A 24709-nucleotide genomic window follows, 5' to 3' on the forward strand; every position below is an offset into this window, starting at 1 on the left:
GAACAGCTTTAAAATAAACAGCATTGAACCGTCACCCCCCGCCGACGGCGGGGGGTGACGTACCGGAACACTGGAGAGGAGGACGCCAAATGGCCGACCAGATCGGACTGACCTGCACGGAGTGCAAAAACCGCAACTATGTGACCACAGTCAACAAGAAGAACCTCGGCGGGAAGCTTCAGCTGAACAAGTTCTGCCCCAAGTGCCACAAGCACACCTTGCACAAAGAAAGCAAATAGTGTAGAATAACCTACTGTCGCAGGTCCGTAGCTCGAATTGGTAGAGCATCGGTCTCCAAAACCGAGGGTTGAAGGTTCGAATCCTTCCGGGCCTGCCATTTTCACGTCTTGACTTTTGACGAAAACACAGAGGGGGATGTCTGTTGGATCTTAAGCCCTTCATCCGCGAATCCCGTGCAGAATTCAAAAAGATCACCTGGCCGACCAGAAAACAAGTGTGGTATTCCACGCTGGTGGTCATTGCCGTGACGCTCCTTTTGAGCGCGTATCTCGGCATCCTTGACTTGATCCTGACAGGTGTGTTCTCGAAGATCCTTGGATAGGGGTCTTGCCCCTGTATCCACTTCTTACTGTAGGGAGGTACGGGGGCCGATTTGCATCGGGTCCCTTTTTTATGATGATCGAACGCAAAGAGCAAGCTAACGTCCAGTGGTTTGCCGTACAGACCTACTCAGGGTACGAGAACAAGGTCAAAAACAACCTGGAGCAGCGAATCGCTTCCATGAATGCCGAGGACAAGATCTTCCGAGTCCTCGTTCCCATGGAGGATGTTGTCGTTGTCAAGGACGGGAAGTCTAAGCAGATGTCCCGCAAGCTGTTCCCCAGCTATGTTCTCGTCGAGATGATCATGGACGATCAGTCTTGGTACGTCGTCAGGCATACGCCCGGCGTGACGGGATTTGTCGGGGCCGGCGCGCATCCGTTGCCGCTGTCCGACGAAGAGGTCCGCGACGTGCTCGTCAAGGTCGGGGAGCTGGAAGCCGAGACGCCCCAGATCGTGGTAGAATGCCAAGTCGGCGATTCGGTGCGGGTCAAGTCCGGGCCGTTTGTCGGTGCGGTCGGCGTCGTCTCAGATGTCAACACGTCCACCGGCAAGGTGAAGTTCGTCCTTTCGGTATTCGGCCGCGAGACCGAGGCCGAAGTGAATCACACGGAGCTCGAGCGCGTCTGAGCGCGCTCCTGATCCTGCAGGGGCGCTCCCTTGGAGCGTCAGCAGGACAACGATAAATTCGAGAGGAGTCCTTTTGCATGGCAAAGAAAGTCATCGGGCAGATTAAGCTGCAGCTGCCCGCCGGTAAAGCCACGCCGGCGCCGCCGGTTGGGCCGGCGCTGGGGCAGCACGGCGTGAATATCATGGAGTTCGTCAAGCAGTTCAACGCGAAGACCGCTGATCAGGCTGGGATGATCATCCCGGTCGTCCTGACCGTTTTCGCGGACAGAAGCTTCACGTTCATCCTGAAGACCCCGCCTGCCAGCGTCCTGATTCGCAAGGCCGCGGGCCTTGAGAAGGGATCCGGCGAGCCCAACAAGAACAAGGTTGGCTCTCTGACCGCCGAGCAGGTGAAGGAGATCGCCAAGCTCAAGATCGTCGACATGAACGCCAACGACCTTGACGCTGCCTACCAGATGGTTGCCGGAACCGCCCGTTCCATGGGCGTCACCATTAAGGAGTAACGTTCCATCCCGTGGCAGGCCGCATGGCCGCTACGACCACAAGGAGGATACAACAATGGCAAAACTGAGCAAGAAACAGTCCGAACAGCACAAGCTGATCGAACCGGGCAAGCTGTACTCGTTCGCCGAGGGCGTCGAGCTGATGAAGAAAGCCGCCATGGCCAAGTTTGACGAGTCGGTCGAAGTTCACGTCAAGCTGAACGTCGATCCCCGCCACGCGGACCAGCAGGTTCGCAGCACGCTGGTGCTGCCTCACGGGACCGGCAAAACCAAGACGGTCCTGGTCCTTACTGCCGGCGACACGTCCGCAGCTAAGGAGGCTGGCGCCGACTTCATCGGCGGTGCCGACATGGTCGAAAAGATCAAGGGCGGCTGGCTCGACTTCGACGCGGTCATCGCGACGCCTGACATGATGCGCTTCATCGGCCCCTTGGGCAAAGTTCTTGGCCCCCGCGGCCTCATGCCCAGCGCTAAGGCCGGCACCGTGACGGCAAACGTCGGCGACGCTGTCCGCGAGATCAAGGCGGGCCGGGTGGAGTTCCGGGTCGACAAGTTCGCCATCACCCATAACGTCATCGGCAAGATCAGCTTCTCCAACGAGCAGCTACTGGAGAACCTGAGAGCCTACCACGCGGCCATCGTCAAGGCTCGTCCGGCAGCCGTGAAGGGGACCTACATCAAGAGCATGACAATCGCTTCGACGATGGGCCCCGGCATCCGGCTTGACGAGTCTCAGGCTGAATAAGTCCCTTTAAAGACAACCCGCAGAGGGTTGTCTTTTTTTGTCCGCGACGATATAATAATCAAGTGAGCTTGAGACAGTGGGTGCTCGTGAGAGCACAAAGGCCCAGCCGCCCACCGAGGTTCAGGAGAAAAACGTCGCGCCGTCAGGTGCGGCATTTGACGCGTTGACTAACGCTCTCCCGCCTCCGGACGGGAGAGTTTTTTGTTTGAGGAGGTGAAACATATGCCTGCACAATATAAGATCGACGAAGTAGCTCTGCTGCGCGAAGCGTTGGAAGGCGCCGACGCGGTGTTCATTACCGAGTACCGCGGCCTTTCCGTGGAGAAGAGCACTGAGCTGCGCAAAGCTGTGCGCGACGCCGGCGGTCACGTGCGCGTTGCCCGCAACACCCTGATGAGCATCGCTCTGAAGGAGCACGGACTGGCTCATCCTGACGAGATGATGACCGGACCGAACGCCTATATCATCTCCTACGGCGAAAGCCCTGCGGTCGCCAAGGCCCTCGAGGACTTTGCGGCCAAGAAGGAGAACGCCGCTCTGGTGATTAAAGGCGGCGTCATGGGTGAGAGCGTGTTGGACAGCAAGGCCGTTGCGGCTCTGGCCAAGCTGCCGTCCAAGGAACAGCTTCGCGCCCAAGTCGTGGGAACGATGGTCGCGCCTCTCCGCGGACTTGTCACAGTTCTGTCTGGGACAATGCGCGGACTGGTCACTTGCCTGTCCCAGCTGGCCGAGAAGAAAGAAAAAGAAGCAGCGTAACCGGTACGTCTTTCAAAGCTCACATCCAAGCCGCATAGCGGTTTGACCTAATCTGAAAAATTTTTTGAGGAGGAACTCCCAATGACCCACGAAGAAATTCTGAGCGCAATCGAATCAATGACCGTTCTTGAGCTGTCCGAGCTCGTCAAGGCGATGGAGGAGAAGTTCGGCGTCAGCGCCGCCGCTCCTGCCATGATGATGGCCGCCCCGGCTGCTGCCGGCGCCGCTGCTCCTGCCGCCGAGGAGAAGACCGAGTTCAACGTCATCCTGAAGGACGTTGGCGCCGAGAAGATCAAGGTTATCAAGGTCGTGCGCGAGATCACCGGCCTGGGCCTGAAGGATGCCAAGGACTTTGTCGACAACCCGGGCAAGGCTCTTAAGGAAGGCGTCTCCAAGGAAGAAGCCGAGAACATCAAGAAGCAGATGGCTGAAGTCGGCGCCACCGTCGAGCTGGCATAACACGAACGCAAAAATTGGCCGTCCGGCACGAAAGTGCCGGACGGCCTTTTTGTGGGCAGTTGAAATTGCCCTGTTATTCGACATGAAGCGTCCCATTTCCTTCGGAGCAGGTCCCGATGATCTGGGAGCGGGTAAAGCCGTTTGCCAGCGCCGCGTTGAGGATTTGGTCGGCGTATCGGGGATCGCAGGCCAACATGAGCCCGCCGCTCGTTTGGGGATCGTAAAGAAAGTCCTCTTCTGGCCGTCCGCAGGCGCCTGCAACGTGGGGCGCGTAGAGTTTTTGATTGCGGTAGGCTCCGGCCGGCAGAAGTCCCATCGAGGCGGCCTCCGTGACGCCGGTCAGCAGAGGAATTTTTTCCAGCTCGAAGTGGAAGTCCACCGTCCCGTCCGAGAGCATATCGAGCGCGTGCCCTGCCAAGCCGAAGCCGGTGACGTCAGTGGCGGCGTGAATCGCCCGCTTGAGCTCCGGCGAAAGGTGCCTGGGCAGATCATTCAGCGTCCCCATCCAGCGGACCGCTTCGGCCGGGTCGATCAGGTCGGTCATGCCTCCCTTGATGGCCGTGGCGGCGACGCCTGTTCCGACAGGTTTGGTGAGGATCACCGCGTCGCCCGGCTTCGCGCCGGTCGTCCTCCAAAGGCAAGACCGTTCGGCTTCGCCGAAGACGCAAAGGCCGTACTTCGGCTCCGGGTCCTCCACGCTGTGGCCGCCCATGAGGAACGCGCCTGACTCAGTCACCGCGTCGCTCCCGCCGCGCATCACCGCCGCGAGAGACTCCAAAGGCAGACAGTTGATCGGGAACGCCACCACGTTCAGGCAGACCAGCGGTGCGCCGCCCATGGCAAAGACGTCGCTGATTGAGTTGGCTGCCGCGATGCGTCCCCACTGGTACGGGTCGTCCACCACAGGGGTAATGAAGTCCACTGTCAGGATCCCGACCCGCTCTTCGGTTATTTTCCAGAGCGCGGCGTCCTCGCCGCCCTCCCAACTGCAGAGAAGCCGATCGTCGTGAGGGTGAGGCAGGCCTGCCAGAATTTTCGCCAGGTCCTCCGGACCTATCTTGGCCGCTCAGCCGCTGGTGTGCGACAGTTGGGTCAGTCGTTTTTCAGTCATTCGGCCTGTCTCCTTTCGCATAAGGTCGCGCGCCTGCCGGCGGTGGCCGGCGACGTCTTCAGGTATAATAGGTTTTGTTTGAGCCGCGTGTCAAGAGCGCGGCATGAAGGAGGATACGTATGGGAACTTTGCCAATCACGACGATTTTGGAGGGACTGCGTTCGCAGCGTGCGGACTTGCAGGACAGCCTTTGACCCGGAAGGGCTTAGAAGACAGGCAGATGAGCTGAGGCTTCGGAGTTCCGATCCGGCGTTCTGGTCGACCGGCGACGCGAAGGAAGTTTCGTCCCAGCTGTCGAGGCTCGAGAGCTCGCTGGAACACTGGGATCATCTGGAGCGGATGTTTTCGGACCTAGAGACGATGGCCGAGCTTTTGGAAATTGACGACGACCCGGAGCTGGCGGCCGAGTTTGACGCGAAAAGCGGCGAGTACTCGCGGGAAGTTGAACACCGGCAGATGGACCTGCTTCTGTCCGAAGCCTACGACAGCCGGGACGCGATCGTGACGATTCACGCCGGCTCGGGCGGGCTGGACTCCCAGGACTGGGCGGAGATGCTGTACCGCATGTACCTTCGCTGGTGCGAGGAAAACGGCTACAAGACCCGCCTGCTGGACCTGCAGCAGGACGAAGAAGCGGGGCTCAAGAGCGTCACGTTCACCGTGTCCGGGTCCTGCGCTTACGGGTACCTGAAGTCCGAGACGGGGGTGCACCGGCTGGTGCGAATTTCCCCGTTTGACACCAACAAGCGGCGGCACACGAGCTTTTCAGGCGTCGTCGTCTCTCCTCAGCTGCCCGACGACGTCGAGGTGGCCATTCGGGACGAGGACCTGAGAATTGACACCTATCGCTCCAGCGGGGCCGGCGGGCAGCACGTCAACATGACCGACTCGGCTGTTCGGATAACCCACCTGCCCACGGGAATCGTCGTGAGCTGTCAGAACGAACGGTCCCAGCACATGAACAAGGCCACGGCCATGCAGGTGCTACGCTCCAAGCTGTACGACCTTCAGGTCCAAAACCGCCGGCAGGAGCTGGACGACTTGGCAGGCGAGAAGAAAGAGAGCAGCTGGGGACACCAGATTCGGTCGTATGTCCTTCAGCCCTACACGCTTGTCAAGGACCATCGGACCGGCGAGGAGACGGGCAACGTGGCAGCCGTCTTGGATGGGGATCTGGACCGGTTTATTCTGGCGTACCTGCGCTGGCGAAAATAGAGAAAGGGCGTATTTCAAGTATGACTTTGTTGAGAAAAATCGCTGCAGTTCTGGCCGCCGTCCTGTGCTTGACCCTGTCGGCTGCGGCTTGGGCTTCTCCGTTTATCCCGGACGAGCCGATCATTAAAGTTTCCCAGCTCAAGCGGGGAATGAAGGGGTACGCCAAGACCGCTGTCCCGGGAAACAAGATCGTCTCGTTTCCAGTGGAAGTTTTGGACGTGGTGACGTCGCCGACCCGGCCCCGTCATCTTGTCCTGCTGCGGGCCAGCGGCGACGTCATTAAAAAGCTGGGCGGCATCGCGGCGGGCATGAGTGGCTCGCCGGTGTATTTCGGCGGCAAGCTGGCCGGCGCGATCGGATATAACTGGTCGTTCAGCGACCACGATCTGACCGAGATGACGCCCATCGAAGAGATGATGAGCGTTTTCGATTATCCTGAGTCCGATATGGCCGGCCCCTTGGGGAAAAAGCCCTTGGCCGGGCCTCTGACGGTTTCGGGGCTGAGCTCCCGCGCCCTGCAGAGGTTAAGCTCCCGGCTCGGCGTGTCGGTTCAGGCCGGCCTGTCGGGATCTGAGGTGAAGGGCGCGGCGACGAACGTTCGCCTGCGTCCTGGGGACCCGATCAGCGTCCTGTTGGCGTGGGGCGACGTGGACGTGGAAGAGACTGGCACCGTTTCGGCGGTGAGCCGGGATGGACGTTTTCTGGCGTTCGGCCACGAGGTGAAGAACTTCGGGGCGGTTCGGCTGCCGGTCAGCACGGCGAAGATTCACCATATTATCCCCAGCATGGACGTGCCGTTCAAGCTCGCGTCCCCAGGGCAGCTGATCGGGACGGCGACGCAGGACCGTATTGAGGGCGTCGGCGGGTGGTTTGGCCGTTTTTCACCGGCGATGTCTGTTTCAATTCGATTGAAAGACAAGAGCCAAAACCTGAACGTTTTCCGCCGCTTTCAGATGGCACCGATTCCGGCCCTTTTGCTGACTCTACTGCCCGACGTGCTGGCTGGCGTGATCGACTCGGAGCTGAACCGGGTTGGGCCGGGGACGGCCAAGATCACCCTGTCGTTGAATGGCAAGAATTTCTATCCCGGCTGGAAATGGGACGACGTGATCGCCGACTCCCAGAGCATGTCGGATCTTCTGGCGTCCAGAGTGACGGCGTTGGTGGACGCTGTGAGCCAGAACCCGTTTTCAGACCTGCACCCGCTGGGGGTAACTCTTGACGTGGACGTGACGCCGGAGACGAACGTCCTGTACTTGGAAAAGGTCGAGGTGAAGCCCGAAACGGCAGCTCCAGGCGAACGGGTGACCGTGTCTGTAACCATGCGACCTCGGCGCGGCAAGCCGACGGTGAAGAAGTTTGACTTCGTCGTGCCGGAAGACTGGGAAGGCTCCTGCACTGTTCTGGCTCGAGGCGGCCAGCTGGACAACGAAGCCGCCGACTCCGGCAGCGAGGGAAGCAGCCGGCCGTCGTCCCTGAAGGAATTTCTGGCCGACCTGACCGACGCCGAGCGGTCATGCGAGGTCATCGTTTCGCTGGAAGGCGACGAGACGCCCAGCGACAAGTCGGCTCAGGAGATCCGCCGCACGAAGATGAGCGAGGGAACCATGCGGGTCTTTCGTTCCGAGTACAGCGTGGACGGGTCACTCTCTGTTCCGCTAGTTATTGGGCCAAAGGGCAAATAAAAAACCGAGGAGCGAAAGCTCCTCGGCTTGTTTTGTCCGCTTATTTGGGGGCGGTCATCTCTTGGAAGAACGCCAGGTAGGCGTCGCACAGCGCGGCGTAGTCCGCCTTGCTGGCCAGCTCAAACGGCGAGTGCATGGAAAGCAGCGCCGGGCCGCAGTCGACCGTGTCGATTCCCTTTTGGGCCAAGTACCGGGCCAGCGTGCCGCCGCCTGCCTTGTCGATCCGGCCGAAGCTGCCGCACTGCCATGGGATATTCCGGCGGTCAAGAATTTCGATAAACTCAGCGGCGATCTCGCCACGCGCCTCGTTGGCCGATACCTTGCCGCCGGAGCCGGAGAACTTGATGATGCCCACGCCGTTCCCCATCAGAGCCTGCTGATCTCTCACGTAGTAGCTGTCGTACAGCGGGTTGCGGCCCGACGTGACGTCGGCGCTCAGCGCGACGCTCTTGCTGAGACAGCGGCGGAGCGACAGGCTGTCGGCCGGCTCTTTAGCCGCGTGGAGCAGCTCCAGCGCCAGCTGTTCGACGAACGCGCCTTCGGCGCCGCCGATGCTCTGGCTGCCGATCTCCTCTTTGTCCATCACCATCAGGACGGCGGTCCGATCGGGCGTTTCGGTCATGGCCTGCCAGGCTTCGAGGGTGGCGCAGGCGCAGATTCGGTCGTCCAAGCCGTAGGCGCCAACCAGCCCCCGGTCAAATCCCACTTCCCGGGCCGGCCCGGCGGGAACGAGCGCTAAGTCGGCGGAAGCGAACGAGCTGTCGTCAAGGCCAAACCGGTCTTTGAGGACTGCCGACAGGGCGGCTGAGATCTCGCCGTCGTTCGGCCGGTGCGCCACGATGGCGTCCAAATTTTCCGCGTCAACCGTCTCAGACGCCTTACGGTCGTTCATGTTCCGATCGATGTGGGGCTCCAGGTCGGGGAAAATGAAAACCGGGTCCGCAGCGTCCTCGCCGACGACGACGGGAAGCGTTTCCCCGTGGCGGTGAATTTCACCGTGCAGGGCCAGAGGCACGTTGGTCCACTGGTACTTCTTGATTCCGCCGTAATAGTGGCAGTCGAACATGGCGATGTTGTCCTTTTCGTACAGCGGCCGCTGTTTGACGTCCACCCGCGGCGCGTCGGCGTGTGAGATAATAAAGTTGAGCCCCAAGCTGACCGGAAGACGGCCGACGCGGACCAAAGCGAAGGCCCGGCCCTTCCAGTTCATGTACAGCGCGGAGCCGGGGCTGGCGGGGGCGCCCTCTTCCAAGGCGGCAGCGCCCAGCGACTTTGCCTTTTCCTCCAAATACCTGACGACTTCCCGCTCGGTCTTGCACCGGCCCACGAAGTCCATCAGCCCCTTAGCCCGAGGTTCGAGTTTCTCCGAGCCGTCGTAGCGGGCCCAGCCTTTCATCAGATCTTTCTTTTTCTCTTCTCCCATGTCGTTTCTGACCTCCTCAGCGTTTGTTCACAGAAGGCTTGCCACAGACGAGTATACGCCTTCAGAGGAGGCCGTTCCAGTCCGTAAACCGGAGGCGAGTTCATGTTTATCACCCTTGAAGGAATAGACGGCTGCGGGAAATCCACTCAGGCCGCCCTGCTGGCGAATCTGCTGGCCGAGCGGAGAGACGTTGTGCGCACCCGTGAGCCCGGCGGCTGGCCCGAAGGCGGGGCGCTGCGCGAGCTGCTGCTTCACGGCGGCCTTTGCGGCAGCTGGACCGAAGTTCTGCTGTTCGTGGCCGATCGGTGCGAACACGCCTCGAAAGTCATCCTGCCGGCGCTCCGCCGAGGGGAGACGGTCATCTGTGAGCGGTACAACGACTCAACTCTCGCGTATCAGTGCTGGGGGCGAGGACTTGATCGGGAGAAGGTCGAGGCCCTGATCGACTGGTGCGGCCTTCCTCAGCCCGAAGTGACGCTTTGGTTCGACCTGCCGGTGGAGCTGGCTCTAAGTCGTCGGGCGAGCCGAGGCGGCTGCGACCGTTTTGAGGCGCAGGAGCTGGCGTTTCACCGACGGATCGCCCAAGGGTTTGCCGAGTTGTCCCGCGAGACTGGGCGAATCGTCAGGATCGACGGCGCTCAGAGCGAAGCCGACGTGACCGAGCAAATGGTTAACGCCCTTCGGCAGAGGGGCGTTCAGTTCTGATGGCCCTTCGGGAGCTTGAGGCAAGCGTCAGGTGGCAAAAGCTGGCCGAGCTGATCAGGGGCGGACGGGTTCCTCAGGCCCTGTGGCTTTTGGCGTCCGAGGGCCTAGCCGAACGGGCCGCCGAGGACTATGCCCGACGGGTCCTTTGCCTTGAAGGGACGAACTGCGGCCGCTGTCCCAGCTGTCGGTGCTGGGACGGGAGTACTCACCCGGACTGGATCGTCCAGCAGGATGCCGCCAAAGCCATGACGATTGACGAATGCCGCCAAGGGGCTCTGGCTCTCGGGTTGGCTCCGGTGGCGGCTCCGTATCGGCTGTTGACGGTCTGGCGGGCCGATGAGCTGCTCCCGCCGGCGGCAAACAGCCTGCTGAAAATAACCGAGGAACCGCCGCCCCGCGGGCGGCTGTGTTTTGTTTCTTCCACGCCGAATTTGTCGGACACCTTGCACAGTCGGGCCTGGATGTTATCATTACAGGGACAGGACGTATCCGAGCCTGCTGAGCCGCCGTCAAGCGACGCCCAGTGGGCCGAGTGGCTTGTCCAGTCGGCAGCGAAGGCGGCTGAGGAATGGCAGCGGGAAACGGCCGGCTGGGCGGCTTGGTGTCAGGCCCGAGGGGACCTGCGCCGCGCGTCCGTGTTGTCTCAGATATCCCAGACGGCTCGAAACGCCCATCTGTCGTCATCCCAGTGGGCCGATCTGCTGGTTCTCATCATGAGGGAGGATTACCCGTGTGAATACGTTTTTGACGATTTACGGCAAGCCTCGATTTTTAGGCCGTCTCGTCGTGGAAGATGACGTCTCTCTAGTCAGGCAGTCGCCGGTTTTCATCGAGACGCCCAGGGGAACGGAAATAGGCACCGTCGTAGGGCCGCTGTCGGAAAGCCAGGCGGAAGCCTACCGCCAACAGGCCGAAAGCGGCGAAAAGGGCACGAGCGACAGTCAGCTTCACGAAGTGAGCTTTTTAGGCATACCAACAGTCGAGCAGATGGCCGAACAGGAAGAACTCCGCCGGGAAGAGGAAAGCGCTCTCGTCACGTCCCGCAGGCTCTTAGAAGGTCACCAGCTGGAAATGAAGCTGGTGGACGTGGAGTACCTGACCGAACGAAAAAAACTGTACCTGTACTTTACGTCCGAAGGCCGGATCGACTTTCGGGCGTACGTCCGCGACTTGGCCCGGGAGTTCCGCACCCGGATAGAGCTTCGGCAGATCGGCGCCCGTGACGAGGCAAAAGTGGCCGGAGGGCTTGGCCCCTGCGGTCGGCCTTGTTGCTGCAGCTACTGGCTTCATACCTTTATGCCCATCGGCATCCGCATGGTGAAAGAGCAGAACCTGAGCCTGAACCCGACGAAGATCTCCGGCCTGTGCGGCCGGCTCATGTGCTGCATGTCCTACGAGCAGAGCACGTATCACGAAGTTTGGAGTCACCTGCCCGCGCCGGGCAGCAAGGTGAAAAACGCCGAAGCCACGTACGTGCTTTCAAGCATCGACGTGGCCCGGCTGACGTGCCAAATAAAAGGCCCGACGGGCTTTTTCTCAATACCTGTCAAGATCTTCCCCGACTTTAAGGCCGCCGTTCAGTCCGGCCAAGTTTGGGACAACGAAGCTCACGGCTTGGACGTCGACGGCAAAGCCCTCGAAAGCCAGCCCTCTCGGTGCTGCGGCTGCAGCTGCCCGCTCAAGGTCGGGGCCGCGCCTGAGCAAAGTTGCGGCGAGCCGGAATCTGCGCCCCTGAAAAAGCCCGAGCCGTCGCAGTTCAAAGAAGATGACCCAAGAAGAGCTTCGGACCGCCGGCGCCGTAAGCCGTTGGGAGGAAGCTCAGACAGTCAGCCGGAACAAAAGGCAGCAGGAAACCGCCGGCCTGACGGAGGGGCTCGCTCTGGCGTGAGCGTCGGGGGAATGCAGACGCCCTCAGGCGGCTCTCAGCGCCGCCGTCGGCCAAGACCTCGTCCAGCCGGCAAGCCGGCTGGGGAAGGGCGGTAACCAAGTGGTTTTTGGAGGATTTTTTGACCGGCTCAGCGACGTGAGACGGCGTTGGAGCGGGTCACTGACCCGTCTTTTCACCCGCAGCGACATCACGCCCCAGTTTTGGGATGATTTGGAAGAAACTCTCATCGTGGGCGACGCGGGCGTCGATACCGCAGAGGAGCTGGTAGCCAGCCTGAAGGAAACGGGCCGGCGGGAGGGCATCAAACGGGCTGATGAGCTTTTAGAGGCGTTTGCCCGCCTTCTGGTAGCCCGCCTTTCTGCCGCCGACGGGACAGGTCAGCCGCTGCGGCTGGCCAGCGGTTTGAACGTCTGCGTCATGGTGGGGGTCAACGGCAGCGGCAAGACGACGACTGCTGGGAAACTGGCCTGTCAGTTCGTCAAGGCCGGTCACAAAGTGATGATGGCCGCGTCAGACACGTTCCGCGCCGGAGCGAGCGAACAGCTTCAAGTCTGGGGAGAAAGGTGCGGCGTCAGAGTGGTGGCCCAGAAGCCCGGAAGCGATCCCGCGTCCGTGGCGTTCGACGGGATTACCGCCGCTCAGGCCGCCGGCGCTCGGCTTCTCATCGTCGACACGGCCGGGCGGCTCCAGTCTCGGCAGAACCTGATGGCTGAGCTGGGCAAAATCTGGCGTGTCGTCGAGCGGGCAGTCGGGAAGGACCACGTGGAAACGCTCATCGTCCTTGACGCGATGATCGGCCAGAACGCGTTCGTCCAAGCCGACCTGTTCGGTCAGGTCGCACCGCTGACCGGCGCAGTTCTGGCAAAATACGACAACACCGCCAAAGGCGGCGTCGTCCTGTCGATCACCGAGAAGTTGGGCGTCCCGGTCAGGTACGTCGGGGTGGGCGAAGGGGTGGCCGATCTGGCGCTCTTCGAGCCGGAGTCTTTTGTTCGCGGGCTGTTGGGTTTAGCGGGAGAAAAAGAGTAAATTCTGGAGGCGCACAATGATTCCACGGTATGAAACGCCGGAAATGTCGTCCATCTGGTCGCTGGAGAACCAATATCGCAGCTGGCTCCGCGTTGAGCTGGCAGCCTGTCGGGCTTGGGCAAAGCAGGGGCTTCTGCCGCCCGAGGACCTGAAAACCATCGAGGAGAAAAGCGGCTTTGACGTGGCGCGGGTTCTGGAGATTGAGGCGGAGGTCCATCACGACGTGATCGCGTTCGTGTCGTGCGTTGCCGAGAGAATCGGTCCGGCCGGCCGTTTCGTCCATCTGGGACTCACCAGCAGCGACGTGGTGGACACCGCGTCGTCGCTTCGGCTTCGCGAGGCGCTGGACGTGATCGACCAAGCGTTGCTGAAGTTGTTGGAAGCGGTATGGAAACTGGCTCAGGCTCACAAGTACACGCCCGAGGTGGGGCGAAGCCACGGGGTTCACGCCGAGCCCATCACCTTCGGCCTGAAAGTCCTCACCTGGTACTCCCAGCTGCTTCGGGACAGGCGGCGGCTGGCCTTTGCCAGGGAAGAAATTTCCGTGGGCAAGATATCCGGCGCCGTGGGGACGTACGCCCATTGTCCGCCGGTCATCGAAGAGCGGGTCTGCGCCGAGCTGGGACTGACCCCCGATCCGGTGTCGACTCAGATCGTCCAGCGAGATCGGCACTGCACCGTGATGTTCGCGTTGTCTCAGCTGGGGGCGACCATGGAGCGGATCGCCACAGAGCTGCGTCACCTGCAGCGCACCGAGGTTCTTGAGGCGACAGAGCCGTTTAAAAAGGGGCAGAAAGGTTCGTCGGCTATGCCTCACAAGAAAAATCCCATCCTGTCGGAGCGGATCTGCGGCATGGCCCGGCTGCTTCGGGCGTTCGTCCTGACGTCAGAAGAGAACGTCGCCCTGTGGCACGAACGGGATATCAGCCACTCATCCAACGAGCGGATTATCTGGCCGGACGGCTTCCACCTGTGCCACTACATGCTGAAAACTCTGACCGGCGTGCTGAACGGACTGAACGTTTTCCCAGAGCGGATGGAGCGTAACCTCAAACTCACCGGCGGCTTGGTTTACAGCCAGCGGGTGCTTCTTGAGCTGGTCGAGCGGTTCGGGATTCGGCGGGAGGACGCCTACAAAGCGGTTCAGCGCAACGCCATGGCCGTTTGGGAGGGGGAGGGGCACTTCCTTGACCTGCTGGCTTCCGACGAGCTGCTGGCCGGGCGTATCAGCCGGGACGAACTGGCCGAGCTCTTTACGGACGACTATTACTTTAGGTACGTGGACGAAATTTTCGGCCGGTTCGCCGCGCCGGAAAGCCTTCCCGCCGCGGGACGGCTCTGCTGAAGGAGGAACTGGGATGGAAAGCCTTTTTGGGGTTGGAAACGGTTCTGCGCCGGATAGAAACTTAGCACTTGAGTTTTGCCGCGGGACGGAAGCGGCTGCCATGTTGGCTGGCCGCTGGATGGGCCGGGGCGACAAGAACGCCGCCGACGGCGCGGCCGTTTCGGCCATGCGGTACATGCTGAACACAGTCGATATGGACGGCATAGTCGTCATCGGCGAAGGCGAAAAGGACGAGGCACCGATGCTGTTCAACGGCGAGAAGCTCGGCACGGGCAAGGGCGTACCGATTGACATCGCCGTTGACCCGATCGACGGCACCCGTCTGACGGCCATGGGGCTCAGCGGCGCTATCAGCGTGGTTGCCGGGGCTCCGAGAGGGACGATGTTCAACCCGAAAAGCGTTTTCTACATGGACAAACTGGTGACTGGCCCCGAGGCCAAGGACGCCATCGACATCACCGTCGGCCCGGCTGAGAACGTGCGCCGCGTGGCCGAAGCCAAGCACAAAGCGGTCGGCGACGTGACCGTCGTAGTTTTGGACCGTCCGCGGCACGAGAAACTCATCGAAGAAATCCGGTCCGTCGGCGCGCGAATCAAGCTGATTCCGGACGGCGACATCGGCGGAGCGCTTCTGACCTGCAAGACCGAGCGCGGCGCCGACCTGCTCATGGGAATTGGCGGCACGCCGGAAGCCGTCATTACCGCCTGCGCGGTCAAGGCGCTGGGCGGTGCCATGGAGTGCCGCCTCTGGGCGAAGAACGAAGGGCAGCTTGCGTCGGCCCTCAAGGACGGCTTTGATATGGATCGGATCATCAGGCTGGACGACTTGGTGTCGAGCGACGACGTGTTTTTTGCCGCCACGGGCATTACCGACGGCGACTTTTTGTCCGGCGTCCGCTATGACGGCGCGAGAATCGTCACCAGCTCGCTGGTCATGAGGTCAAAGAGCGGCACGGTTCGCTTTCTGACAGCCGAGCACCAGCCGCGGAAGCTGGACATGCTCTCCGGCATGAAGTACACAGCGTCAAGTAGGTAGGGAAATGGATTTTCGGCTCTGCAAGGAGAGTTGAGATCGGCCAGCCAAGAGGAATGCTATAATGAGATGATATTTTTATTCCCTCAACAGCCATAACAATCCCGGCGTTGATTCTCTTCAGCGTCCAAAGGAGTTGGTGTTCTGTTGCCAAAATCACGAAGCCTGCACGAACGGATCGCCTTTTGGTCGTGCTTGGCTCTGATGGTTGCCGGCGCGGCTGCGCTCACAGCCTCTGTTTGGCACTGCCAAGTGCCGAAGACCGGTCAGACAGGATCCTCGTCTGTCGTTGACATCTTGAAAGCCAGCAAAGCTGAAGCTGGAACTATTGACGACGTGTCTCAGTCCCTTTTGACGAACGGCCGCAACTCGCTGGTCGTCAGGCCTTCTGCGTCGTACGAAGAAGAAGGCCTCGCGTTGGAAGAGGTGAACCCCAACGACGAGGGCAACGATCTGGACCGACGGGATCGGCTTGGTCTGGATCGGCCGGAATTCCTGCCGCCAGATCCGGACGCTCCGGCAGCCGGGTCGCCGGTAGTCCTCTCGGAGGTGAACAGCGCGACGAGCGTTGAGGGCGTGGAAGTGCCGTCGCTGTGTTCCGAGGCCCCGTGGGTCGAGCATCAAGTCGCCAAAGGCGAGAGCTTGGGCGATATCGCCCAAAAGTACGGCGTGCCCGTTTCTGCCATCATGACGGTTAACGGGATTAAGAACGCCAATCGCCTCACCTGCGGGCAGGTTCTCATCGTTCCAAAGGGAAGCGACGCGATCGATGACGCTTTGGCCGAGGTAAAGTTCCGGGCCGCTCAAAAGGCATCGGAAAAACAGAAGGCCGATCCTATCGCTTGGACCAACTATACAGTTGCTGCCGGCGACAGTTTGTGGTCCATTGCCGCGAAGTTCAACCTGAGCGTGGACTCGATTCTTGGCGCCAACACGATGAAAAAGCCGGATATGCTCCGTCCCGGCATGGCCCTCAGGATCCCCAATCAGGACGGATTGGTCGTGAAGGTCCAAAAGGGCACGACGCTGCCGGCGCTGGCTAAAAAGTACGACGTCTCGGAGACGGCCATGAGGATGGCCAACAACATTCCGGCAAACGGCAAACTCACGGTTGGAGCTGAGCTCTTCATCCCCGGCGCCAGCGCGACGGTGGCGGCCTGCAAGGCCGCTTCAGCTTCGGGCGGGTTCATCACTAAGGCCCCACAGGCCGCGACAGCGGCTGCGGTTGCTTCAGTCGGAAAGGGAAAGTTTGCGTGGCCTCTGCGGGGGCGGATCAACAGCCCGTTCGGCTGGCGAATTCATCCTATTGCAAAGCGTCGGTGGTTCCACACCGGCATTGACATTCAGGGCGCGCGGCACACGCCGATTCGGGCTGCCCGAGCAGGGCAGGTCATTTTTGCTGGCTGGATGAACGGATACGGCCGGGTCGTCGTCACCCGTCATGACAGCGTCAGCTCCACGCTGTACGCTCACGCCCAAACGCTGAAGGTGTGCAAGGGGCAGCAGGTTTCCGCTGGGCAGGTTATCGCCACAGTTGGCACCAGCGGACGGTCAACCGGGCCGCACCTTCACTTTGAAATTCGGTTGAACAACAAGCCGACGAATCCTATGAGTTATCTGCGATAGGAGGCAGCTATGAAGAAAATTTTACTGGCAGTCATACTGATCTGCGTGGGCGTTTCTCTTGCGCTGGCCGCTTCCGACGAAGGCCAGCTTGCGAGCCAGATGAGCCGATTGGAAGAAGTCGTGTACGGTCAGGCCAGACTGGGCGGATTGGATGCTCGGCTTGGAGCGGTGGAAAAAGACCTGTTTGGCAGAGAGCTGCCGGGGAGCTTGGCAGAGCGGAGCAATGCCCTCGCTAACTTCATAGAGCAGGGCTCAGGCGACCAGCCGTCGTTGCTGTTCAAGCTCGGCGTGATCGAATGGGCCGCTGCCTCAAAGGGCGGGGATCGGCTGGCTCCTTTGACCAAGCGGGTCCCGGAGCTTGAAGCTAGCCTTGAAGGGGAAGCGATGAGCGAAAAGCCCTTAGCGATGCGGGTTGAGCGGCTTCTTTCCAAGGTTGTCTCTGAACCCTTAGCGGTACAGTCCGCGACGCTGCCGACTGATACGGTCGTGCGGGCCGAGCTGCTTCAAGACCTGAAACCGGCGACGACGAAAAAGGGAGACGTCATTCAGGCAGTTTTAACCCATGACGTGGTGATTGAGCCCAACTTGCTGGTTGCCCCCCGTGGCAGCCTGCTTCAGGGCGTTGTGACGAAGGTGAAAAAACCGGGAATTTTCGGCCAGCCGTCGGAAATTCGGTTTAACGTCGATAAACTTCTTCCGCTGGGGCCTGATCCGATCCCGCTCGCCCAAGGTGAAGCGTCGAAAAAAGCCGCTCAATTTGAGTTCAGTTACGCTTCCGCGGCTGGGGCGAGCATTTTAGGCGCAGCGGTCCTCGGTCCGGTTGGGCTCGTCGGCGGGCTGTTCGTCCGCGGCAACGCCAAGACCATTCCCGCGGGAACGGTGTTCTACGCCCAGACGGTTCAGGAGCAGAGCGTTCAGGCATACGTCGTCCCGGCGAGCTTAAACTCGATGCTTCAGACCAAGTTTATCGACGAAAGCGCCGGAAATGCAGGGAAGTCTCCAGCGGTGAAGTCCGGCGACGCGCCGAAAAAGCCGGCGTCTAAAAACGCCGATCGTGAGGTGGACAGCCTATGAAGCGATTCTTGGCCTTTATCGGGGCGGCCTGCCTTTTTTCGACGACAGCTCAGGTACCGGCTCAAGCGGTTAGCTTGGGGGGCATTCTGGGCGGGATTGTCGGCGGCTACGCGGTTGAAAAGTTTTCCGACCAGATCAACAAGTTCATCAACACCGTGACGTTCAACAAGGGGCTCGAATCTGAAAAATACACCAAAGTTGTGCCGATCCTCTCCCTTGGAAGCGGAGCCCGCATCGGAGCAGCTCAAGTCTCAGGTCCTAAGGCTGACGGGGTGCAGCGCTGCAAGGCAGTCGTTCAGCTGGAAGCGGACTTTAAGGACAAGGTTCGGGCTAAAATCCTCGTGCCTATTGACCAGATCAACGTGACCAAAGGCTTTAAACGGGTTCATGGTGTTGGGGTTTCGGCAATTATCGACGTTCGTCTGTGATTACCACGAGCCTCCCTGCAGAAAGGGAGGCTCGTTTACTCAAAAGCGCCGGGAGGAGAACGCGGCATGAAGCACATTCGGCTAGTCCTATTCTGCTGCGTTGGTTTGGGAGCCCTCGCAGGTGCTGGAGTCCTTTTGTACCGGGATCTTCGGCTGAATATTTTTGTAGGGGCGGTAAAGGTTGAAGATTCAAAGATTACCTTCTCTAACTTGAGTTTCTCCCGCCCCAGCGGGAACGACGTCTGGACGGTTACCGTTTCCCAAGCCGCCAGGCTGGCGGATCACGACGAGTTCGAGGGCGTCGAGGCGAGAGCGGAAAAAAGCAAAAAGACGCTCCATGCTCCCAGCGGAACCTACTCGGATAAAAATGGATTGGCGGTATTTCAGACCCCATCAGGGAGCTGGGAAAGGCCTGAAGGCCATCTGGAGTGGCAGAGCGGCTTGGTGGAATGGAAAAACAGCGCTGACACATGGAGCTTTTCTCAGGGCGTGAAATTGGAAGATCATCGGTCTGACGGGACTCTGGTTCGGCTGTTCTGCCCCGAGGGGCAGTGGAACGGGGCAGCCAAAACGTTGGCCCTTCAAAATCTCGCAGGAAATTGGGAAAGGCCCGATTCACCGGTGGACATGGCGTCGCCGGCCGCGACTTGGGCCCAAAATGAAGACCAGTGGAGCTTTCCGGATGGCGTTTTGATCGCGGCGTTGGGATACGGGTTGGTCGGAGACAGAGGAACAGTTCGGGATGGGCAGTTCGTTCATTTGGAAAATGGGATCATCATGTGGAGGTTCGACCGATGAAGCGTTGTGTTATTCTGATTGTCGCCGCCTATCTGCTATCTTCGGCCTGCTGGGCAGCTGCTCCCGTGCCCACAACTCTGAACGCCGACCAAGTGGAATACGACCAGAAATCAGGGCTTGCGACGGCGGAAGGGAACGCGGTTCTGATGTACTCGGGGATGAAGCTTCGCGCCAGCCGGATACGGATGAACACGAAAACTCAGCTCGTAGAGGCTTGGAGTGATTCTGTCGGAGAGCCAATCGTCTTCTCGTCAGGCCCGCAGATCGTTCGAGGAAAATACGCCGTCTATCAGTTGGACGAGAAAAAAGGGCAGCTGATCGAAGCGACAGGGCAGATGCCTGCAGGGTTAGGAACAGCTTACCTGAAAAGCCCTGAGGCTGAGTTAGCTCCGGTTCAAGATGCCCTTTCTCAGGGGTGGTTTAAGTCCCGTTACGCTCAAGAAACCACTCAAGACGACGTAGCGGTTAAAATGCACGATGTGATCGTCACGACCTGCAAACAGGTTCATCCTCACTATCACCTGAGAACCCGCCAAATGGTGATTGTCCCCGGCCGGTGGGTGATCGCCAAGAGCCCACGGGTATATCTCAAAGGTCACCTGGTTTTTATTTACCCGTTTGATCTCGTTATCAGCGGCACGGGCGGTCGCCGAAAGCCCTTTGCTCCCAGTCTGACGTACGACAGCAATCGGCAGTTCGGAATCGTCAGCAAGGGAGCGTTCTTCTGGACTGGGGGACAGCTTTCAATCGACATGTATCTATGGTCTCACGTTGGTTTTGAAGGCAAGGTTCGAGTGGACCAGAGCATCACGCCGTGGCTTTCTGCCTACGCGGAGGACAGTTACCAGTGGAACAAAGAGCTTGACCAGAAAAAGCTCCGTCCACGGTGGGGATTCCTTTTGGGCCATTCGGGCTGGAATGCGGAACTGTACTGGGCTGAGCGACAGACCCTTTCGGTTTACCGGCGCCCTGGTGAAGAGGCGTATGAGACGACGCTGTGGCGCAAGCCCGAGTTTAAAGTCAGCTCCCCGTGGGTTGGTCTGTATATAGGCAACTGGGGCCAGTACTGTCAGTTCGATGGCGTCTGGGGGCGCTATCAGGAAGCTGGACTTTATCGGGATCCGGCGTGGAGAACCCGGTGGGGCTGGGGAGGCCGGTACTTCACAGATTACGTTTTTAGTTTGGGGCGCGAGTGGACCGTCACGCCGTTTGTTGACGCGTCGTACCACCAGTATCACTACGACGTGACCGGCAGCCCGACTCAGGACGTGACGACCGCGAAGGTCGGCGTTCTTCTCCGCCATCGGGGGTTCTCTTTGGGGTTGGCATACCTGCGCCAGCGGGTCAGTGGAAGGTCTCCGTTCTCGTGGGATCGGTTCAGCGACGCGGATCAGCTGTACCCGCGGATCGGATTTGACGTGACCAGCCACTGGCACTTGGACGTGCAGGGACTGGTTGACCTGCGGGATTCGAGAGCAAGTGACGGTCACTGGCATCGGGAGCTCAAGTCGGTTGATTACCAGCTGATATACGACAATCACTGCTGCAGCCGATGGTGGTTCTTCGTCCATGATGACCTGACAGACAAGGATGACGATAAGTACGGCATCGCGTTTGAGGTGACTGCGTTCCCCGAGTCCCGGCAGGCCTTGGGCCTGGCGGGGATCTCCAACGCGTTCTCTAGGCCTGGTGTGCCGGCCCGAAAGCAGGCCAGCTCGACGAAGCACGTTCTGCCGCCAACGTTGGAAACGGAGAAAACTTCTGAAGAAGACGGCGTGTACGTCGGCCTATCGTCAGGGGAAAAGGGAACGGACGCCACGAAGGAAAAAACAGCAAAATGAACATAAAAAGCGGCCGGGCCTCACCGAAGGGGCGAGGTCCGGCCGCTGGGTTCTTTCTGTGACAAAATTAAATCGCGTTCGTCGTTATTAAATGACGTCTATTTTGAGGACCTTCAGTTTTCGTATGCCCTTGGGCGTCTTGACGATCACTTCGTCGCCTTTGTGTCGATTGAGGATCGCCCGCCCGACCGGGCTTGCCGAGGAAATTCGCCCCTCTTTGGGGTTAGCTTCCTTCGAGTTGACGATAGAGTAGACGAACTGTTTCCTGTAAGTCTGATCCATCAGGGTCACTTGGGTTCCCACGGCGATCAGAGAGCCGTCCAGACTCGACGAGTCAACGACCTCCGCGCGGTTGAGCTGGTACTCGAGAGACTGGATTTTCCCTTCCAGTTTGCTCTGCTCGTCCTTGGCTGCCGCGTACTCGGCATTTTCGCTCAGGTCACCGAACGACCGGGCCTCCTCAATGCGCTTGGCGATGCGGTACCGCTCCTCGCTTCTCAGGTGAATGAGCTCGGCCATCAGGGCGTCATAGCCCTGGCGGGTCATTTGAATTGATTCGTCGTTCTTTTTCGTTTCAGTCACGGTGGTCCCTCCGCTTTCGTGAAGAAGTAACAGCTATTATACCGCATGGCGAGCGGCTGTGAGAGGTCGCTTTTCCGGAGGAGAAAAATACATCAGTCCAAAGAAGGTATTTGATTGAAAAAAGACGAGGTAAAAGTTTCGGCGCCGCTTAAACCGGCGGTGAAACGCGCCCCCCGCCGGTCCGCTGCCGGACACAAGAGAACGTCTCGGCAGACGCTGGAGTTTATTCCGCTGGGCGGGCTGGGAGAAATAGGAAAGAACATGTACGTTCTGCGCTGCGGCGACGACATCTTGATCGTCGACTGCGGCATGATGTTCCCCGACGAAGAGATGCTGGGAATTGACTTTGTCATTCCCGATACGTCCTATTTGGACGAAAACAAGGATAAAATCCGGGGAATCGTCGTGACTCACGGGCACGAAGACCACATCGGCGCGCTGCCGTTTGTACTGCCTAAGTACGACGTGCCGCTGTACGCCACCCGCCTCACACTGGGCCTGATAGAGCACAAACTGACCGAGTCATCCCCCCGGTTTAAGCCCCAGCTGAATGAGCTGGCTGCCGGGGAGGAAGTGAAGCTCGGGTGCTTTACGGTTCGGTTTATCGCCGTCTGTCACTCCATTCCTGACGCCGTCGCCGTCGCCGTCGACACGCCGCTTGGAACGGCCATTTTGACCGGCGATTTCAAGCTGGATCCGACGCCAGTGGACGGCCGGGGGACTGACTACGCGACCCTCGCGTCGTTGGGGGCAAAGGGCGTGCTCCTCTTGGCGGCCGACTCAACGAACGTTGAGCGCCCAGGCTTTACCCCATCGGAGCAAACCCTCATCCCATCCCTGAATCGACTGCTTCGGGATTACCCCAAACAGCGTATCATTATTTCGTCGTTTGCAAGTAACCTGAATCGGGTGCAGCTGGTGCTGGACGCTGCGGCTCGATTCGGTCGCCACGTGGCTTTCGCCGGCCGGAGCATGGTCAACAACGTCGACATGGCGACCAAGCTGGGGTACTTAACGTCCGAGCCGGGCGTCGTTGTCCCTCTTCAGGAGATTGACCGATATGACCCTTCCGAGCTGGTCGTCATGACGACAGGCAGTCAGGGCGAGCCATTTTCTGGCCTTGTCCTGATGAGTACTGGCCAGCACCACAAGGTGAAGCTGACCGCCGGCGACGTGGTCGCCCTATTTGCCACGCCGATTCCGGGCAATGAGCGAACTGTGAGCCGGACGATCAACCGGCTGTTTGAGCTGGGCTGCGAGGTCCTTTACGAGAAAGAGCAGCAGCTTCACGTGTCGGGCCACGCGTCCCGGGAAGAGCTGAAGATCATGCTCAACCTGACCCGGCCGAAGTACTTCGTTCCTGTCCACGGCGAATACCGCATGTTGGTCCGTCACGGCAGGCTGGCTCAGGAGACCGGGGTCCCGGAGGGAAACGTCTTTTTGCTGCACAACGGCGACGTCCTGACGGTCACGTCGTCCGGCGCGTCGGCGGACAAGCAGGTTCCTGCTGGCGACGTGATGGTTGACGGACTCGCTTTGGGTGAAAAGGAAAGCTCTCTCGTGGGCGAACGGCAGGACCTGGCCGAAAACGGCGTGATGGTCGTCTCCATCGTCACGGACGCTTCCGGCGGCCTTGTCAGGGATCCTCAGTTCGAAAGCTACGGCCAGATCCATCTGGACGACGCGGCGGCTATCCGTCAGGAATTTGTCGACGCGGTCCGTCGGGCCGTGAAACGGTGCGGTAACGACGAAAGCTTGATACGGCGGCAGGTTGTGCTCCGGTGCAAGGAGCTGCTGCGCAAATACATTCACTCGTCGTCCTGTGTGATCCCTGTAATATCCAGACTCGAAAAGTAGCGCGGCAGTCCGCGAAGGGAGCTGTTAGGTCATGGGCAGTTGGGGAGTTTCTCTGGGTCAAGGGGTGCTTCAAGGGCTGACTGAGTACTTGCCGGTCAGCAGTTCCGGGCACTTGGCCCTTTTTCAGCACGCGTTCGGTTTTCAGGGGCCTGCGCTGGCGTTCGATCTGGTGCTTCATGTGGCGACAATGTTGGCGACGATTTGTTTCTTCGCTCGGGATATCGTCGGCCTGACCGGAGAGTTCGCCTCGGGATTCATTTCCCAGAACGGGCGCCGCTCCGACGGTTGGCGGTTCGGTTGGGCCGTCGTCATTGGGACGATTGTGACGGCCTGTATAGGACTGCCGCTGAAGCCGGTTGCCGAAGCTGTCGGGGATTCGCCTCGTCTGGTCGGCGTCATGCTCCTCATTACGGCCGGGCTGACAGCCCTGCCGATGGTCCTTTCCAGCGGACGGAACTCATTGAACTGGAAGATCGGCCTGATCGTCGGCATCGCTCAGGGAATCGCCGTCCTGCCGGGGATATCCCGGTCAGGCGCCACGATCGTCGTGGCCCTGTTCTGCGGTTTGGCGAAGGACGAGGCATTTCGCTTCTCGTTTCTGCTCTCTCTTCCCGCGATTCTCGGCGCGGCGCTGCTGGAGCTCCGCGACGTCTCTCTCTCTCTGCTGCCTTCGGGCTGGGTTCTCGGGTTTGCCGCGGCGTTTCTGTTCGGCCTGTTCGCCTTAGCTGTGGTTCGACGGCTTGTCACGAGCGAGAAGTGGATCGGCTTTTCCCTGTACTGTCTGATCATCGGGGTTACGGCAATCGTCTGGCCGTGGTGAGCCGTGAAAACGCCTGTCGTATTGGCGTCGTCCAGCCCGCGCCGCCGGGAACTGCTGGGGGCGTTAGGGTGGAGTTTCGAAGCCGTCGTGCCCAGTGCCGACGAGACTCGGCTGCCAGGCGAGACGCCTGAACAGCTGGTTCAGCGACTGGCGGCGGCTAAGGCGCGAAGCGTTGCGCCCTGTTGGCCGGGCTGCTGGATTATTGGCAGCGATACGGTAGTCGTCTGCGACGGGGAAATTTTTGGAAAGCCCCACAGCGACGACGAGGCCGCTGCGATGCTCTCCCGGTTGTCCGGCCGGTGGCACGAAGTCTGCTCCGGCCTGGCGCTCATCTCCCCACGCGGAGAGGCGCAGGTCGGCCTTGACCGAACAAGAGTCCACGTCAAGCCGCTGGCCGAGGCTGACATCGCGGCGTACGTGGCTTCCGGCGAGCCGAAAGGCAAAGCGGGCGGGTACGCCATTCAGGGCCGAGGCTCCCTGATGGTTGACAGGATAGACGGAAACTACTCAACAGTTGTCGGACTGCCGATGGCTCTGTTGGCTGATTTTTTCGTCCTTCAGGGCGGCAGCCTGTCCAAGCTGTGGGAGGTATAGA

General features: G+C 60.1%; 26 protein-coding genes, 1 tRNA gene and 1 other annotated feature. Of the genes, 24 read left to right on the top strand and 3 right to left on the bottom strand.

Translation table 11 applies throughout. The features are described from left to right. The first annotated feature begins 89 nt into the window (after positions 1-89). The 8 genes from rpmG to rplL all read left to right on the top strand — a co-directional run bounded on the left by rpmG (position 90) and on the right by rplL (position 3654). Positions 90-239, top strand: a complete 150-nt coding sequence (gene rpmG / locus HMPREF1249_RS00005) for a 50S ribosomal protein L33 (protein ID WP_008521495.1) — start codon at positions 90-92, stop codon at positions 237-239. Positions 240-260: 21 nt separating this feature from the next. Continuing rightward, positions 261-337 (top strand) — tRNA-Trp (locus tag HMPREF1249_RS00010). A 45-nt stretch (positions 338-382) separates the two neighbouring features. Continuing rightward, complete coding sequence (gene secE / locus HMPREF1249_RS00015) at positions 383-562, top strand: preprotein translocase subunit SecE (RefSeq protein WP_008521494.1); 180 nt, start codon at positions 383-385, stop codon at positions 560-562. A 71-nt stretch (positions 563-633) separates the two neighbouring features. Next, positions 634-1191 (top strand): transcription termination/antitermination protein NusG, encoded by a 558-nt coding sequence (gene nusG / locus HMPREF1249_RS00020; protein WP_008521493.1) that lies wholly within the window; start codon positions 634-636, stop codon positions 1189-1191. Positions 1192-1268: 77 nt separating this feature from the next. Further along, positions 1269-1694, top strand: coding sequence for a 50S ribosomal protein L11 (rplK, locus tag HMPREF1249_RS00025; protein ID WP_008521492.1), 426 nt, complete (start codon positions 1269-1271; stop codon positions 1692-1694). A gap of 55 nt (positions 1695-1749) precedes the next feature. Beyond that, positions 1750-2439 (top strand): 50S ribosomal protein L1, encoded by a 690-nt coding sequence (gene rplA, locus HMPREF1249_RS00030; protein ID WP_008523061.1) that lies wholly within the window; start codon positions 1750-1752, stop codon positions 2437-2439. A 49-nt stretch (positions 2440-2488) separates the two neighbouring features. Then, positions 2489-2651: a sequence feature (ribosomal protein L10 leader region), on the top strand. A gap of 10 nt (positions 2652-2661) precedes the next feature. Then, positions 2662-3195 carry a 50S ribosomal protein L10 gene (rplJ, locus tag HMPREF1249_RS00035; protein ID WP_008521490.1) on the top strand — a complete coding sequence of 178 codons (534 nt, stop codon included), beginning with the start codon at positions 2662-2664 and terminating at the stop codon, positions 3193-3195. Between the two features lie 81 nt (positions 3196-3276). Further along, complete coding sequence (rplL, locus tag HMPREF1249_RS00040) at positions 3277-3654, top strand: 50S ribosomal protein L7/L12 (protein WP_008521489.1); 378 nt, start codon at positions 3277-3279, stop codon at positions 3652-3654. Positions 3655-3727: 73 nt separating this feature from the next. On the opposite strand, the gene selD is transcribed toward rplL, so the two are convergent. Continuing rightward, on the bottom strand, positions 3728-4765 hold the full coding sequence (gene selD, locus HMPREF1249_RS00045; RefSeq protein WP_021775618.1) for a selenide, water dikinase SelD: 1038 nt from the start codon (positions 4763-4765) through the stop codon (positions 3728-3730). 119 nt (positions 4766-4884) lie between these two features. On the opposite strand from selD, the gene prfB reads away from it, so the two are divergent. Together prfB and HMPREF1249_RS00055 are read left to right on the top strand one after the other, a co-directional pair. Beyond that, a protein-coding gene (gene prfB, locus HMPREF1249_RS00050; RefSeq protein WP_008523055.1) for a peptide chain release factor 2 occupies positions 4885-5980 on the top strand; the annotation gives its coding sequence in 2 pieces (ribosomal slippage) (positions 4885-4956 and positions 4958-5980; 1095 coding nt in all). 20 nt (positions 5981-6000) lie between these two features. Next, positions 6001-7665 (top strand): SpoIVB peptidase S55 domain-containing protein, encoded by a 1665-nt coding sequence (locus tag HMPREF1249_RS00055; protein ID WP_008521486.1) that lies wholly within the window; start codon positions 6001-6003, stop codon positions 7663-7665. A gap of 40 nt (positions 7666-7705) precedes the next feature. On the opposite strand, the gene HMPREF1249_RS00060 is transcribed toward HMPREF1249_RS00055, so the two are convergent. Then, positions 7706-9088, bottom strand: coding sequence for an aminopeptidase 1 (locus tag HMPREF1249_RS00060; protein WP_008521485.1), 1383 nt, complete (start codon positions 9086-9088; stop codon positions 7706-7708). A 102-nt stretch (positions 9089-9190) separates the two neighbouring features. On the opposite strand from HMPREF1249_RS00060, the gene tmk reads away from it, so the two are divergent. The 11 genes from tmk (at position 9191) to HMPREF1249_RS00115 (ending at position 20855) form a co-directional block, all read left to right on the top strand. Then, complete coding sequence (gene tmk / locus HMPREF1249_RS00065; RefSeq protein ID WP_008521484.1) at positions 9191-9793, top strand: dTMP kinase; 603 nt, start codon at positions 9191-9193, stop codon at positions 9791-9793. Continuing rightward, positions 9793-10590 carry a DNA polymerase III subunit delta' gene (locus HMPREF1249_RS00070; protein WP_008521483.1) on the top strand — a complete coding sequence of 266 codons (798 nt, stop codon included), beginning with the start codon at positions 9793-9795 and terminating at the stop codon, positions 10588-10590. The genes tmk and HMPREF1249_RS00070 overlap by 1 nt, the downstream gene beginning before the upstream one ends. After that, positions 10526-11776 carry a PSP1 domain-containing protein gene (locus HMPREF1249_RS08180; RefSeq protein ID WP_269207996.1) on the top strand — a complete coding sequence of 417 codons (1251 nt, stop codon included), beginning with the start codon at positions 10526-10528 and terminating at the stop codon, positions 11774-11776. The genes HMPREF1249_RS00070 and HMPREF1249_RS08180 overlap by 65 nt, the downstream gene beginning before the upstream one ends. A 4-nt stretch (positions 11777-11780) precedes the next feature. Beyond that, positions 11781-12710, top strand: a complete 930-nt coding sequence (gene ftsY / locus HMPREF1249_RS00080) for a signal recognition particle-docking protein FtsY (protein ID WP_008521481.1) — start codon at positions 11781-11783, stop codon at positions 12708-12710. Positions 12711-12726: 16 nt separating this feature from the next. Beyond that, positions 12727-14055 (top strand): adenylosuccinate lyase, encoded by a 1329-nt coding sequence (gene purB, locus HMPREF1249_RS00085; protein ID WP_008523053.1) that lies wholly within the window; start codon positions 12727-12729, stop codon positions 14053-14055. 13 nt (positions 14056-14068) lie between these two features. Then, the gene (gene glpX / locus HMPREF1249_RS00090) at positions 14069-15091 is read left to right on the top strand and encodes a class II fructose-bisphosphatase (RefSeq protein WP_008521479.1); all 1023 of its coding nucleotides are present in this window, start codon (positions 14069-14071) and stop codon (positions 15089-15091) included. A gap of 144 nt (positions 15092-15235) precedes the next feature. After that, complete coding sequence (locus HMPREF1249_RS00095) at positions 15236-16714, top strand: LysM peptidoglycan-binding domain-containing M23 family metallopeptidase (RefSeq protein ID WP_008523052.1); 1479 nt, start codon at positions 15236-15238, stop codon at positions 16712-16714. A 9-nt stretch (positions 16715-16723) separates the two neighbouring features. Then, positions 16724-17788 carry a hypothetical protein gene (locus tag HMPREF1249_RS00100; RefSeq protein WP_008523051.1) on the top strand — a complete coding sequence of 355 codons (1065 nt, stop codon included), beginning with the start codon at positions 16724-16726 and terminating at the stop codon, positions 17786-17788. Further along, positions 17785-18216, top strand: coding sequence for a hypothetical protein (locus HMPREF1249_RS00105; RefSeq protein WP_008521476.1), 432 nt, complete (start codon positions 17785-17787; stop codon positions 18214-18216). The genes HMPREF1249_RS00100 and HMPREF1249_RS00105 overlap by 4 nt, the downstream gene beginning before the upstream one ends. Positions 18217-18282: 66 nt before the next feature. Next, positions 18283-19014 carry a hypothetical protein gene (locus HMPREF1249_RS00110; RefSeq protein ID WP_008523050.1) on the top strand — a complete coding sequence of 244 codons (732 nt, stop codon included), beginning with the start codon at positions 18283-18285 and terminating at the stop codon, positions 19012-19014. Beyond that, positions 19011-20855, top strand: a complete 1845-nt coding sequence (locus HMPREF1249_RS00115; RefSeq protein ID WP_008523049.1) for an LPS-assembly protein LptD — start codon at positions 19011-19013, stop codon at positions 20853-20855. Before HMPREF1249_RS00110 ends, HMPREF1249_RS00115 begins: the two co-directional genes overlap by 4 nt. Positions 20856-20942: 87 nt before the next feature. Here HMPREF1249_RS00115 and greA read toward each other — a convergent pair whose 3' ends face one another. Then, a complete protein-coding gene (greA, locus tag HMPREF1249_RS00120; RefSeq protein ID WP_008523048.1) occupies positions 20943-21437 on the bottom strand; it encodes a transcription elongation factor GreA in 495 nt (164 codons plus the stop codon). Positions 21438-21551: 114 nt separating this feature from the next. Here greA and HMPREF1249_RS00125 point away from each other — a divergent pair, with 114 nt between their 5' ends. From HMPREF1249_RS00125 to HMPREF1249_RS00135, 3 genes are read left to right on the top strand one after another with little or no spacing between them, the layout of a single operon-like run. Next, positions 21552-23294, top strand: a complete 1743-nt coding sequence (locus HMPREF1249_RS00125) for a ribonuclease J (RefSeq protein ID WP_008523046.1) — start codon at positions 21552-21554, stop codon at positions 23292-23294. A gap of 31 nt (positions 23295-23325) precedes the next feature. After that, the gene (locus HMPREF1249_RS00130) at positions 23326-24114 is read left to right on the top strand and encodes an undecaprenyl-diphosphate phosphatase (RefSeq protein ID WP_021775630.1); all 789 of its coding nucleotides are present in this window, start codon (positions 23326-23328) and stop codon (positions 24112-24114) included. Positions 24115-24117: 3 nt separating this feature from the next. Then, positions 24118-24708, top strand: coding sequence for a Maf family protein (locus HMPREF1249_RS00135; RefSeq protein WP_008521470.1), 591 nt, complete (start codon positions 24118-24120; stop codon positions 24706-24708). The last annotated feature ends 1 nt before the right edge of the window (position 24709 follow it).

This window comes from Jonquetella sp. BV3C21 (genome assembly GCF_000468895.1).
In the GTDB taxonomy this organism is placed as follows: domain Bacteria; phylum Synergistota; class Synergistia; order Synergistales; family Dethiosulfovibrionaceae; genus Jonquetella; species Jonquetella anthropi.